Below are 13,914 nucleotides of genomic sequence, written 5' to 3'. Positions count from 1 at the left end.
TTGTCTAACTTTTTTGTTGCACTTCACCCACCTGTTTGGCAAGAGCTTTTTTATTTTTTGCTTGATTTTATTTTGCAAAGTTGATAAATTGCAAATATAATCATACAATTAGCTTAGGTAAATATTAGGGAGTGATATCAATGGATATGCTAGAAAGACATGCTGAAATATTGAAGCAAGTTAAAGAAAAAGGAACTGTAAAAATTTCTGAATTAAGCAAAGAACTTAATACTTCACGTGAAACTATTAGAAAAGATATATATATATTAGACAAGAAACAAAAGCTATCTTCTATTAGAGGAGGTGCAACTTTCTTAAAGAAAGGTATTGAAGAAACAAGATACGGACAGCGAACAGTCTTAGATGTCATTGAAAAAAAGGAAATTGCCAAATTAGCTCTTAACTATATAAAAGACGGCAATACTATTTTCTTGGATTACGGTACTTCTGTTGTAGAATTGGCAAAAGCTATCGAATCTAGCCCTTTACATGATATTACTGTTATAACTAATTCCCTCAATGTAGTAGATATTTTCAGATATAGTACAAAAAACTCACTTATTCTTCTTGGTGGTGGTTTGCGATCTGAAGAAGGCTCTTTATCCGGTCCTCTTACTCTAACTAATATAGATAATCTATATTGCAATGTTGGATTTTTTGGATGTAGTGGACTTTCGATCCAATCAGGAATTACCAATCACTACTTTAGTGAAGTTGAAGTTTCTAAAAAAATGCTAAGTCATTCTATGAATAAGGTTTTACTTGCTGATCACGATAAATTTAATCAAATAGCTTTGTATAAAACCGCTGATGTTAGTGAATTAGATGTCATTATAACTGATAAAAAAACACCACTTGATATTATCAATAAGTACAAACATATCGGTATCCCAGTTATAAATTCTTCTTCAAAAATTAAATTAAGTACGTTAAAGGATTAAAAAGTAAATTTACTTTTTAATCCTTTTTATTTTTTTCTAAATTAAGTATTGACATTATTTGTGAAAACGTTATTATATAACTGTAAATATTTTGCAAAGAAAAGACAAGGAGATGCAAATATTATGACAATAAATTATTCATCAAAAGAATACTTAGAATTAGTAGATAGATACTGGCGTGCAGCTGATTATGTTTCTGTAGGTCAATTATATTTGAAAGATAATCCTTTATTGGATCGTCCTTTAGTTCCAACAGATGTTAAAGTTCATCCAATTGGACACTGGGGAACAATTTCAGGACAAAACTTCATTTATGCTCATTTGAATCGTGTAATTAATAAATATGATTTAGATATGTTCTATATCGAAGGCCCTGGTCATGGTGGCCAAGTTATGGTTTCTAACTCTTACCTTGACGGTAGTTATACAGAAACATATCCTGAAATCACTCAAGACAAAGCTGGAATGCAAAAATTATTCAAACGTTTCTCATTCCCTGGTGGTGTTGCATCACATGCTGATCCAAAGACTCCTGGTTCAATTCATGAAGGTGGAGAATTAGGTTATTCACTACTACATGGTGCAGGTGCAATTTTAGATAATCCTAACTTAATTGCTGCTACAGTTATTGGTGACGGTGAAGCTGAAACAGGTCCTTTGGCAACATCTTGGCAAGTTAATAAATTCATTAACCCTATCAATGATGGTACTGTATTGCCAATCCTTGATTTAAATGGTTTCAAGATTTCCAACCCTACTGTTCTTTCACGTATGTCACATGAAGAGCTAACAAGCTACTTCAAAGGTCTTGGATGGAATCCTCATTTTGTTGAAGGAACAGATCCTAAAGAATTACATGTCAAAATGGCAGATGAATTGGATAGCATTATTGAAGAAATTATGGCTATTCGTGAAAACGCTGTTAAGAATAATGATGAATCTCGCCCAGCATGGCCAATGTTAGTATTCCGTGCTCCTAAAGGTTGGGGTGGTCCTAAAGAATGGGATGGAGATATGATTGAAGGTTCATTCCGTGCTCACCAAATTCCAATTCCAGTAGATCAAAATCATACTGAACATCTTGATAGCTTAGTAAGTTGGTTAAAATCTTATAAACCTGAAGAATTATTTGATGAAAAAGGTGTCCTATTAGATGATATTAAAGCTATTATCCCTGATAAAGATCATAGAATGGCATCAAATCCTGTTACTAATGGTGGTAAATTATCAAAACCTTTAATTTTACCAGATCCAGCTGACTTCGAATTTAAGACAGACCATGGTACAGAAGATGGCTCAGATATGACTGAACTTGGTAAATATATCAAGGCTGTATTTGAATTAAATAAAGATAATAAGAATTTCCGTGGTTGGGGACCTGATGAATCCTTATCTAATAAGTTAAGTGCAGTATTTGAAGAAACAAACCGTCAATGGTTGGAACCAATTCATGATGGTAGCGATGCCCTACTTGCTCCTCATGGTCGCATGATTGACTCCATGTTATCAGAACATATGGATGAAGGTATGCTTGAAGCTTATACATTAACTGGTCGTCATGGTTTCTTTGCAAGCTATGAATCATTCTTACGTGTTGTTGATTCTATGTTGACACAACACTTCAAGTGGTTACGTAACTCCCATGAAGAAACTCCTTGGAGAGAAGATGTTCCATCATTGAATATTATTTCTACTTCAACTGCATTCCAACAAGATCATAATGGTTATTCTCACCAAGATCCTGGTATTGTAACTCATTTAGCAGAAAAGAAGACAAAATATATTCGTGAATACTTCCCTGCTGATGCTAACACTTTAATTGCAGCATTTGATAAATCCTTACAAACAAAACAAGTTATTAACTTAATTGTTGCAAGTAAGCACCCTCGTTTGCAATGGTACTCAGCAGCTGAAGCTAAGGAACTTGTTAATAACGGATTGAAGATCATTGATTGGGCAAGTAATGTTCCTGAAGGCGAAGAACCAGATGTAGTATTTGCTTCTGCTGGTTCTGAACCAAACTTAGAAAGTCTTGCTGCAATCTCTATTTTAAGAAAGCAAGCACCTTCTTTGAAGATTCGCTACGTTAACGTTGTAGATCTTTTGAAGTTAAAGAAAGATGATCCTAGAGGTCTTTCTGATGCAGAATTCGATGCTTACTTCACTAAAGATAAACCAGTTATCTTTGCTTTCCATGGTTATGTAGACATTCTTAAAGATATCTTCTTTGATAGACATAACCATAACTTACACTTACATGGCTATAAAGAAGAAGGAGATATCACTACTCCATTCGATATGCGTGTAAGAAATGAACTTGATAGATTCCACTTAGTTAAAGATGCACTTGAAGTTGTTCCTGGAGTTAGCGAAAAATATGCTACAGTCTTACAAGATATGGACTTACTACTTCAAAAACATCATGACTATATCCGTAGCGAAGGTGACGATATTGAGGAAGTTCGCACTTGGAAATGGGATCTTGACTAATTAATTCCTCACAATACTTACACTTTTACATCAAAACAACTCCTAAAGATAAAGCCGATGCAATTAAGCATCGGCTTTATTGGTATATTATACATTATATTTTATTCATTTATATTATGGTAATACATTAACACAATATTGTTATTTATCTTTTATGCTAGTTTTAAAGATATCTATTCCTTGTATTCCAACTTTATAAGTCCATTCCTTTATCTTACTCATATCATTATCGTAATAATAATCAGAAATTAACTTATTCCATTCATCCCAACAATACAAAGGAATGTTGATCAATCCCACGCCATTATCAATCATGTATTTATTGGCACTAAGGCCGCTGTTCTTTTATTTCCATTCCAAAAGATTTTATTCTTCATTAAATGGTACATTATCTCAATTGATTTTTCTGTAACTGATTTATTCTTATCTTTTAGTAATTCTTGTAAGTAATTCTCTTCTGCGTGTTCATCAATACTAGATGACATAAGTTTTCCTATTGATGTCGAACCATCCTTGAATTCTTCTGGATTCAAATTAACAACTATACTATTAATATTCTTCATCACTCTCATTAATATTGGGCGATCTTCATTTTTATATATTGCCATCCTCTCTTTAATTGGACAATCATATTAATATCGTCAATAGAAATACCATTAATCCCTACACCATCAATAATCGTTTGTGTTTGAGGTAGTGTAGTATTTACACCTACAAATTTTGAGTTAGTAAATACTAATCTCGTTAAATTCATTTTAGCAAATCTTCTATTCTGATCCTGGCTGAAACTATACTTATCTTCAAACATTTTTTCACCGACCTAATTTATAATTAAAATATCATTCCCATTAATTGCTATAAAAATAACCACCAATATGGCGGTTAAATTTTTTATCTCTCTTTTTTTAGGAATCCGAAGAAAGATTTGTTTGTTTCTTTGCTTCCTCAGTATTTTTCTCATATAATTTCAGAATTTCTAATCTCTTAACTAACGTTTTATAAACATAATCTATAATAATATTTTCAAATAACGTTAAATCTCCGGTTTGTCTAGAATAAGCTAAGGCTTCCATATATTTTTCCCTTGATTCCCTATCTGGTTGAATATTAATTACTGGATATTCCTCTTCGGTTAATGATAAGTTCATTAATAATCTAGCTGTTCGTCCATTACCATCAGAGAAAGGATGAATTGAAACAAACTTTTGATGTAAATCTGCAGCATAGATAGCTGGATGTAAATTTTCTCTATTCTCTTTTGACCATCTAATCAACTGTTCCACTTCTGGTCGGATATTAAATGGTTCTGTGTATGGATGATCCTCATATCCACTTGGCCAGGCCTCTGTAATTCGATAAACACCAGCAAGTTCAGGACTCATTGCTGTATTTAAAGTTGCAAGTCTATTTAAATCTCGAATAATTGTTTCAGATAAATCTTGTTTTTCCGAAACTAAACTCATCATATATTCATATGCCTCACTTAAATTAATTGCCTCTAAAGTTTCTCGTACAGATTTTCTATTTACAGTAATTCCGGTATCAATAATACTCGCTGTTTCATATCTTGTAAGTGTACTACCCTCAATAGCATTCGAAGACCAAACATGTTCAATTTTTACTTGTTTATCCAATTGTTCGACCATTTCTTTCGGAAGTGGCCTATAAGAATTCATTTCATCTTTTAACTTTGAAAGTTGTTTTAATTTTTCTTCTCTGTTCATTTCTGCATCACCTCAATCTCATTCCTACATTTAGATTCTACTTTCCACCAAATATTTTCCCAAAGAATCCTTTTTTCTTTTTATTTCTCTCATCCATTGCGTCAACCACTTGTTTAACTAGATCTTTTTGTAAATCCATTTGAATTTGTGCTTGCATCTTAGCTTGCCTATATGTTTCCTCTTCCTTTTCTTTCTTATCAGTAATTCCGTGAGTATCCTCATACTTTTTGCGAAGAACAGGCTCTCCCATCCATTTATCGAAGTTATCTACATCGATCATGAATCCAGAAGTACCATACTTACTACTATCAGAAATTTCATACTTACGCGGAAGATTATTATAGTACAACCCCATCTGTGAACTACCATTATTTTTATTGGTCCCATCTGACAATTTATTAAACGCTTGTTTATTAAATTGTGCTTGTAGCTTTCCATTGCTTTCTATAAAAGAAAAATCATCTGGTTCTTTTACCTGTTCTATTAACATATGCCAATCTGACTTACCTCTATATAAAGCATAGTCATAGTTATCTTTTTCAAAAAATTTCTCAATTTCTTGAAAAAGATCATATTTAACAAGTAAGTCCTTTAAGATTTTCTTAATTGGATACAAAAAGTCTGCCTGAATTTTTATAGCATCCTCTTCTGAAATATCTTTAAAATATTCTTCCAATAATTGTTGGCATAAGTAATATAGATCAGAGTCAGCACGATTTAGTAGTTCATCTACTTTCAAATCTCCTTCTTTACTGTTACCTTTAAATGATGATTCAAAAGATAAGAACCAAATACGTCTTGCAATTTCATGACGATTAGATACAACGCCCTTAGAATCATCTTCTTTATTCATCGTAAATATTGCAGTAGGCATAGGACCGGTTATAGAGTTTGAATTGCGTTTAATCATGTCTTCAAAATATTGTCTAGTTGTTAAATCAGGACGAACATCATCAATCATTAATGGACTAACTGGACCTGATGTTTGTAAATATTCATTAAGGACTTCACTTATTGCCTTGTTTACATACTTACTTCTCGCTTCAAACTCACCGCTACCTGTAAAATTCAATGCACCTGTCAACTTAGCTGCTAGTCTTCTACCTAGCGTCGATTTTCCCGTTTTACCTTGTCCAATTAAAGCAACTGCTATTGGAACATCTTCTCTATGTTTGCTTTTATCTGCTAAATCATATAAATCTCTTACTCTCCAAATAAAAGGCGCTTCATATAAATATAATAAAAATCCTAACGTCTGCCATCCTTCTCCTGATAACTTATACGTATCATACTCGTTGACAATATCGCAGAATAATTGTAATTTTTCTTTTAATTCTTCATCACTCAATGAAACTTGTTTTAAAACTTGACCACCTTCGCCTACTTTGGGTGCAGTAAATAATTTTTCAAATTCATTATTCCAAATTAAAGCTGGTTTAGGGAAATAATCCACATCACTTTTTTTCTTAGATGATTTTTTTGAATTTTCTTGATACTCAATAATTTGATTTAAGTTTAAGATTTCACTAGTAGCTTTCTTTAAGGTCTTTTCTTTTCTCAGATTACCTAGTTCTGTAAATAACTTAATTGTTTGGTTAACAGCTACAGCTTCCTTTTTACCTAAATTACCATTTTGGATTTCCTTAGTTGTGTCATTTAAATACACTTTTACTTCATCAGAAGGAAAGTTTACCTTTTCATCTGTATCGGCAGAATTACTTAACATATTGATAGAATCAGTGTACACATTAAGCTGGGTTTGTTTTGAATTATCTTTTACAAGAAAACCTTTTAAGCGTTTTGAATCTAGATATGTAGCAGAACTTTTCTTTATATCATCATACATTTGCTTATACAATTGATATAAATCATCGTTTTTACTTCCATAATCCCATATCAATTGCTCAAAGTTCTTTGACACTGCAGTTTCAGTTAAATTCATTGAACCTGTGAAACATTGATAAGTATTCTGTTCTTTATTTTCCATCAAATAAATTTTAGAATGGATCAAATTATCTTTAGTAAATCGCAATCTTAAAGAGCCGTCTAATATTCTTTTGGCAAACTCACTTTCCAAATTATTCTCAACATAATTTACCCACAAAACACGCTTATCCATTAGCTCCTGCATTCTTTGCCCGATCGAATTATTACCATTATCTGATAATCCTAGAATTAGCTCTACATCTTGATAAAATGGTAATAAATTTTCTTCAATAAATTTTATAGATGAAACAAAGCTTACTCCATAAAAACAATTATTTTCTTCTTTCCTACTTAATTCCCAGAAATTTCCATCTGGATATAATTTATTTTTTCCTCTATCTATAATTTGTAATGTCATTCTGCTCACACCCTTTCTTTTCTTATTTAATCGTTTGATTATACACTAGACTCTTAATATAGCTTTCTTTGTCATTATAAACTTTTTTGTTTACTTTTTCATATTTAACTTCTTGTTATAATATAGATAGTTAAAAATTAATTTTGGTTCGTTATTTAAAAGGAGGAAGTTATATGACATATTTTTGGATTAAAACAATTGCTGGTATCCTAGTAGTAGCTATCATTTCTACATCATACTATTTAAAAACCGGACACACTTGGATTTTTATTGTTGCGATAATATCTGCCCTAATAGAAATTCCTTTATCTTATTATCAGGAAAAGAAGAAAAATAAATAGCCCAAAAGTTCAATAAACTCTCAGGCTGTTTATCAATAATTCCATTCCAAAAAGCATTGCCGTTCGCTACAATAAACATCTCTAACCATTTTAGAAAAGTACATTTAAAACACTTATCCATTTCCATACCTGGATAAGTTAAATAATCTTTTTCTTGCTTATAGTGTCTAATATTGATACACATTTCACCATAATCACGGAAAAGTAGTATAGGAATTAAGTCTTTATCTATTGATTCTTGATATCTGTTTAGGATTTCCTGTCCAGAATAAATTTTACAAACAGGGCCGCCTAATTCCATACCTTGGAACTCATCTTCGAATAAATTCAATCCATTAGTACAACTTAGTAATTCAATTACTTCATCCGGTAAATTAAGATCAATAAGTTTATTTGCTACATCATTAGGAATTTTATCAAAAAAAGTTATTCTAAAAATAAATACTCCACCAAAATCAGTGACAGGGTATTTCTTATTTCCATTATCTGATATTTCTTTCAGCATCGAAATAATACTTTCAGCTGTCATATTATCCCCTCTTTAATTCAAATGAACGTATCTCTTCCTATTATATATGATAAATTTCAAAGTGTAAGGGTAGTCTATAGAAATAAATATTCAATCCACAAATATTATAGATATATATAATGTAAAAAACACATAACATTACCACAATGTATAATGTTATGTGTTTTTGATACTATTTTTACACTTCGAAAATTTAATTGTACTCGAGGTGTAAAAATAGTCTGTATAAAAAAGACTATTTTTACACTCCGAATAGATTCTGTCCCTTTTTCTTTTATTTCCTTACATTCTAACTTCTTTTTTTATCTCTATTTAGACTATTCTTACACTTCGAAGTGGTCAATATGGCCATTTCGGAGTGGAAAAATATCTTATTCCCCTTTTTCTTTTATTTCAAAAGACTATTTTTACACTTCCAAAAATTTGTAGACTATTCTTACACTTCGAGCATTATATTGTTGCAAAAAAGGCCTTAAATTGCGCATGTAAGCCTTGACATATCAAGATTCTTCAATTTTAATAAAATTATCGATTATATACTAAAGTGCTCTTTTCTCACTGTTATTATATTTCTTGTAATTCGCATAATTACAAGCTTTATCTATGTAAAAAGTGCATAAGACCGGGATTTGTTTATGTCGAGGTGTAAAAATAGTCTGTAATGTATATCTATTTTTTCGCTGTGTAAAAATGGTCTATAAATTCATTCAATTATATTGTAATTATTAATTCTATATGATTATAATAAACATAATGATAATTTATAGATGTTTCTATGATAATTCTTAGTTACATCTTGTGTATTGTGAGGTGTTTGTATGTCTAAAGAACCTGTTGTCCAACAGGAAATTGTAACAGCCTTCCCTAATACCAAGGAAGTTCGTTATGATAATGAATTAAATCGTATTCCTATTGGGTTTATGAATGAAAGTGAACAGAATATTTTCTTCGCTATCCTAAGTCAGGTTAAAGAAACTAGTGAAAGAAAGACCAAATTATCTTTTACTCAAATTCGTGAATTAGCAAGTTTTCAGAAGACTTCAAACAAAGAATTAATCAAGTCTCTTGATAATATGACAACAAAACTAGCCTCTTTAAATGTTCGAATCCATAATCAACAACAAATCATTAAGTTTACCCTATTCCCAACTTTTCAAATAGATGGGAATCAACAAACTCTAACTGTTGCTGTTAACGAAGATTTTCGCTATATCGTTAATGATTTAGCCAAAGGATTCGTAACTAACTTTGACATTGAAGAATTTACTTCTATCAAATCTAAATATGCGAAAACAGCTTTTCGTTTAGCTAGAGAACACGAAAATGAAGTCTTTGATGTTGTATTAAAGGATTTTAAAGAACTTTTCTCTATTCCTAAATCTTATCGACCAACAGATATCAATAGATTAATTTTAACAAAAGTCAGTAAAATCCTACAGGAGTATTTTACTGTTTTTGAAATTACACCTGTACAAGATGAAAAAGGTAAAGCTCATCGAATCATAGCTTACCGTTTTAATATTGGAAAACGTATTTTAAGAAATCTTGACGAACCACGTCAAATTTCATTACTGGATAACTAAATAAAAAAGCCCCTTACCGACCAAAGTAAGGAGCCTAAAAACTGTATGTGACCAGCATACAGTAAAATCTCAGTCAAGTACCACCAAGACTAAGAACAAATAATTAATATCAAACTTACGATAGCTCTTTATAAAAGTTAATTAAGCACCACCAAAATTAACTTGAGTTTTTTGTACTCATTTTTCGCTATCTATGTTTCTAATTATAGCATTATTGTGTCTTTTTTTCATCACTTTTAGTCTTGTGTGTACTTCAAATATTTTTTATGGAAGGAAGTTTACACAATGAAAAGTCTTACATCTCGTGCATTTTTACCAATAAACACTGATTTATTCAATAATCCTAAGTATCAAGAATTAAGTTGTGATGCTATGATTTTATATTCACTATATTCTCAAAGAAAAGAAGTATCTGCTTTTCATTCTCAAACTGGTAACGATACTTTTACAGATTCAGAAGGGATTTTTATCTATTTTTCTAATGATGAAGCTGCAAAAATCCTTCGTATGTCTGTAAGAAAAATTTCTACTTTACGCTCTCAACTTATTGACTGTGGCCTAATAAGAGTTGTTCGTTATGGTCTTAAGAATTTTAAGATCTATGTAAATACACCAGAAACAACTCCAGCTGAAACAGATCTTGTTTTGCCTTGGGCTAATTTTGACTTTGAAAAGCCTATTAAATCCGTTCCTGCAGATTCTGCTAGTACGAAGTCGCAAAAATTGCCTATAAATCAATCTAACAATAATCAAACTAAATTATTATTATCAAGAGAATCAAATGAATCAGTATCACAAAATCAGAGTAATACTCTAGTCACACCCAAAAAGTCAGAAAAAGACGTATTAAATGAACTATCTTTAGATTCAATTATTACAAGACTTAAAGATACATTTAGTCTTCCTGTAGTGTCTAGATTGAAAGTATTAGCAAATAATTCATATACAAAATTGAAATGGTTTAGCGACACTATTTTTAAAGCTAAAAGTCAAGTAACGAAGAAATTACTATCTAATACTAGATGGTTATATAATCCTGCCAGTCAAGAAGCAACTCGTTTTGAATCCAATGATTTATTGAAAAGAGGATTAGAATCTGCTTTGCTTCAAATTGCTGAAATAGTTTATAAGGGTAAAGAAAAAATACAGAATAAGGCAAAGTTCATTTACGTTTACTTACGTAATTTCATGGCAAATGCAGTAAAACAATATTTAATAGACAATTATGAATTAACGGAAGATGATGAGATAGAATTAAATTTACTGTTGAGTTTCTAAAAAAAGAACCTGTAATAATACAGATTCTTACAAGTAGTTTTTAGATTAAATTAATCTAGATTTTGCCCATTAGAATTAATAACTTTAGCGTACCATTTAGCTGAATCTTTGGCAAAACGCTGATAATCACCTGAACCATCTTCAGCTAAATTAACATAAATTAAGCCATAGCGTTTGGAAATTTCGCCGGAACTAGCACTGATTAGATCTATACAACCCCAACTTGTATATCCTAATACTTCAACCCCATCTTCAGTGACTGCGGCTTTCAATGCTTGGATATGATCGCGAAGATAATTAATTCTGTAAATATCATTGACTTTATTTTTAGCTGATAAAGTATCTTTTGCACCAAGGCCATTTTCTACAACGAATAATGGTTTTTGATAGCGATCATAGAGTTCATTTAAAGTAATACGAAAACCAAGTGGATCTATTTGCCAGCCCCACTCACTTGTTTTTAAGTATGGATTCTTTAAAGAAGCAAATAGGTTTCCAGCTGTTTGATCTTGATCAGCCTTTCCAATAACACGGCTATTGTAGTAAGAAAACGATACGAAGTCCACTGTACCTTGCTTTAATATTGTTAGATCATCAGTATCTTTGGATAACTCAAAATGTATCTTTTCAAAATATTTTAGAGCATAGTTGGGATAAGCCCCACGAACTTGAACATCAGAGAAAAAGTAATTTTTACGTTGTTCAGTCAGACTGTCCCATGCGTCAATAGGATTGCAAGTGTTAGGATAAATACATCCTGCAGCTAACATACTACCTATTTGATTTGAAGGATCAATTTTATGACCTAATAGTACAGCTATAGCACTTGCGATTAATTGGTGATGAGCGGCTTGGTAACTAACATGGAGTTTATCTTCATCCTCCTTGAAAGTTAGACCTGCTGATAAATAAGGAAGATGTAGAATCATATTAATTTCATTAAAAGTAAGCCAATAGTGCACCTTACCTTTAAAATGCGTAAACAAGGTTTCACATAGTCTCAGATAAAAGTCAATAAGTTTTCGATTACGCCAAGAACCATACTTAACAATTAGATTATGTGGAACATCGAAGTGATTAATAGTAATTAAAGGTTCAATATTGTACTTCAAGCATTCATCAATTACTTGCTTGTAATACTTTAAGCCTGCCATATTTGGTTGTTCATCATCACCATTAGGGAATATACGACTCCAGCTGATTGAAAAACGATATATTTTAAAATTCATCTTTGCCATAAAAGCTATGTCTTCTTTAAAATGATGGTAACCATCGACAGCAGAACGTGCAGGAAATATAGCTGTATCTGGTAATAATTTAGGGTCTAACTCCCCTCTTGCAACATCTAAACGTTGTGAACCACTGGGAATTAGATCAACATTAGAAAGTCCTTTCCCATCTTCTAAATATGCACCTTCGTATTGATTAGCGGAGGTTGCCCCGCCCTATAAAAATTTTTTTGGAAATTCTTTCATTGATGACACCTCATTTAAACTAAAACTGATAATAAATTTTTTCCATTATCACTAACGGTATCAACATTTTTATATTGAGCTGAATTAGTTACAACAACAGGTGTGATAACTGAATACCCTTCTTTTTTTAATTTCTTCAAGATCAAAATTCAATAATTTTTGTCCTACTGTAACCTTATCCCCTTTTTTTACTAAGGGTTTAAAGTGTTTTCCTTCTAGATTAACAGTATCCATTCCAACATGAATTAAAATTTCGACGCCTGAATCAGAAGTTATCCCAATTGCATGGCCTGTTGGGAAGAAAGTTGTAATTGTTCCATTGACAGGTGAAATTACTTCTCCTTTAGTTGGTTCGATAGCAATTCCTTTTCCAATATATCCTTTAGAAAAAACTTCATCTTTTACTTCTGATAGAGGCAAAACTTTTCCTTCTAGTGGAATTTGAATTAATTCTTGACTAACATTTTTTTCCTCATCATTTTGACCAGTTGCAACTTTATCTTTAGAAGAATCTTCTTTCCAAAAAATCATAGTAGCGATGAAACCTAAAACAAATGACAATACAATTCCAATTAAAGCGATGTAAACATTATTCATACTATGTGTTTTAGGATCGATCATACCGGGTAGTTCGAAGAATCCCATTCCACCCATAGCAAATTTACATAGATTAAAGAAACCGTAGAATCCCCCAACGATTGCTGAAACTATACAGCTAATTAGTAAAGGTTCTTCTTAGGAATTAAAACACCATAAACTGCTGGTTCAGTAATACCTAGTAAACTTGAGATTGTTGCAGGTATAGCAACTTTTGTCAACTGCCCCAGTCTAAAGACATAGGGCTTGTAGCTCACGACCTTACGGTCAGTGGTAATAGCGCAGCTTCGTTGCTCCCACACTATACGTGGCTACATTTGGGTGGTTGACAACACCCTAGATTACCAACATGTCAGTCGGTAACGTTAGTTAATTCAAATTTAGGGTTTTCAATTCCAGAAATATATTGCTTACCTAATTCGTACAAGTTCATAGCTCCAACACGGTCATCATTAGTTTTAAACCCACAGAAAACACAGTCATATCTATGTATTCTATGATTACGATTTTCTTTTCTAATTTGACCGCATTTAGGGCATCTTTGGCTAGTGTATTTAGCTGATACAATCAAGACCTGGCTTTGGCTTTTACGTGCTTTATAAGCTAATTTAG

General features: G+C 31.7%; 10 protein-coding genes and 2 pseudogenes. 4 read left to right on the top strand and 8 right to left on the bottom strand.

All coding sequences use genetic code 11. From position 1 onward, the window contains the following. The first annotated feature begins 140 nt into the window (after positions 1 to 140). Both FC55_RS09205 and FC55_RS09200 read left to right on the top strand, forming a co-directional pair. Positions 141 to 941: a DeoR/GlpR family DNA-binding transcription regulator gene (locus FC55_RS09205; protein ID WP_003699362.1), complete on the top strand. Its 801-nt coding sequence runs from the start codon at positions 141 to 143 to the stop codon at positions 939 to 941. A 123-nt stretch (positions 942 to 1,064) separates the two neighbouring features. After that, a complete protein-coding gene (locus FC55_RS09200) occupies positions 1,065 to 3,431 on the top strand; it encodes a phosphoketolase family protein (protein ID WP_035149358.1) in 2,367 nt (788 codons plus the stop codon). A 141-nt stretch (positions 3,432 to 3,572) separates the two neighbouring features. Here FC55_RS09200 and FC55_RS10320 read toward each other — a convergent pair. The 4 genes and pseudogenes from FC55_RS10320 to FC55_RS09180 form a co-directional block, all read right to left on the bottom strand. After that, positions 3,573 to 4,239: pseudogene (locus FC55_RS10320) on the bottom strand (Fic family protein). 97 nt (positions 4,240 to 4,336) lie between these two features. Further along, entirely contained in the window at positions 4,337 to 5,155 is an 819-nt protein-coding gene (locus tag FC55_RS09190) for a Fic family protein (protein WP_003699355.1), read from the bottom strand. Positions 5,156 to 5,192: 37 nt separating this feature from the next. Continuing rightward, positions 5,193 to 7,499 (bottom strand): phospholipase D-like domain-containing protein, encoded by a 2,307-nt coding sequence (locus FC55_RS09185; RefSeq protein ID WP_003699353.1) that lies wholly within the window; start codon positions 7,497 to 7,499, stop codon positions 5,193 to 5,195. A 267-nt stretch (positions 7,500 to 7,766) separates the two neighbouring features. After that, positions 7,767 to 8,369, bottom strand: coding sequence for a hypothetical protein (locus tag FC55_RS09180; protein WP_003699351.1), 603 nt, complete (start codon positions 8,367 to 8,369; stop codon positions 7,767 to 7,769). 818 nt (positions 8,370 to 9,187) lie between these two features. Between FC55_RS09180 and FC55_RS09175 the strand changes: the two genes are divergently transcribed. Together FC55_RS09175 and FC55_RS09170 are read left to right on the top strand one after the other, a co-directional pair. Then, on the top strand, positions 9,188 to 9,952 hold the full coding sequence (locus FC55_RS09175) for a replication initiation protein (protein WP_003699348.1): 765 nt from the start codon (positions 9,188 to 9,190) through the stop codon (positions 9,950 to 9,952). Positions 9,953 to 10,237: 285 nt separating this feature from the next. Next, complete coding sequence (locus FC55_RS09170) at positions 10,238 to 11,230, top strand: replication initiator protein A (protein WP_003699347.1); 993 nt, start codon at positions 10,238 to 10,240, stop codon at positions 11,228 to 11,230. 50 nt (positions 11,231 to 11,280) lie between these two features. Here FC55_RS09170 and FC55_RS09165 read toward each other — a convergent pair. The 4 genes and pseudogenes from FC55_RS09165 to FC55_RS09155 form a co-directional block, all read right to left on the bottom strand. Beyond that, positions 11,281 to 12,714 (bottom strand): annotated as a pseudogene (locus FC55_RS09165) (6-phospho-beta-glucosidase). A gap of 75 nt (positions 12,715 to 12,789) precedes the next feature. Continuing rightward, the gene (locus tag FC55_RS09160; protein ID WP_225356289.1) at positions 12,790 to 13,350 is read right to left on the bottom strand and encodes a PTS sugar transporter subunit IIA; all 561 of its coding nucleotides are present in this window, start codon (positions 13,348 to 13,350) and stop codon (positions 12,790 to 12,792) included. Positions 13,351 to 13,424: 74 nt separating this feature from the next. Continuing rightward, a complete protein-coding gene (locus FC55_RS10235) occupies positions 13,425 to 13,559 on the bottom strand; it encodes a hypothetical protein (RefSeq protein ID WP_257796194.1) in 135 nt (44 codons plus the stop codon). Between the two features lie 95 nt (positions 13,560 to 13,654). Then, positions 13,655 to 13,914, bottom strand: a 260-nt coding sequence (locus FC55_RS09155; RefSeq protein WP_155512833.1) for a zinc ribbon domain-containing protein, incomplete at its 5' end; no start/stop codon positions are given.

The sequence above is a fragment of the Ligilactobacillus salivarius DSM 20555 = ATCC 11741 genome, from assembly GCF_001435955.1.
In the GTDB taxonomy this organism is placed as follows: Bacteria; Bacillota; Bacilli; order Lactobacillales; family Lactobacillaceae; genus Ligilactobacillus; species Ligilactobacillus salivarius.
Note: the sequence above shows the minus strand (reverse complement) of the source record. Positions and strands in the feature narration are given on the sequence as shown.

What these genes read in the sequence shown, in the direction of transcription:
- FC55_RS09170 (WP_003699347.1), top strand. Translation starts at nt 10,238, where the DNA reads ATGAAAAGTCTTACATCTCGTGCATTTTTACCAATAAACACTGATTTA.
- FC55_RS09185 (WP_003699353.1), bottom strand. Translation starts at nt 7,499, where the DNA reads ATGACATTACAAATTATAGATAGAGGAAAAAATAAATTATATCCAGAT.
- FC55_RS09175 (WP_003699348.1), top strand. Translation starts at nt 9,188, where the DNA reads ATGTCTAAAGAACCTGTTGTCCAACAGGAAATTGTAACAGCCTTCCCT.
- FC55_RS09200 (WP_035149358.1), top strand. Translation starts at nt 1,065, where the DNA reads ATGACAATAAATTATTCATCAAAAGAATACTTAGAATTAGTAGATAGA.
- FC55_RS09180 (WP_003699351.1), bottom strand. Translation starts at nt 8,369, where the DNA reads ATGACAGCTGAAAGTATTATTTCGATGCTGAAAGAAATATCAGATAAT.
- FC55_RS09190 (WP_003699355.1), bottom strand. Translation starts at nt 5,155, where the DNA reads ATGAACAGAGAAGAAAAATTAAAACAACTTTCAAAGTTAAAAGATGAA.
- FC55_RS09160 (WP_225356289.1), bottom strand. Translation starts at nt 13,350, where the DNA reads ATGGGATTCTTCGAACTACCCGGTATGATCGATCCTAAAACACATAGT.
- FC55_RS09205 (WP_003699362.1), top strand. Translation starts at nt 141, where the DNA reads ATGGATATGCTAGAAAGACATGCTGAAATATTGAAGCAAGTTAAAGAA.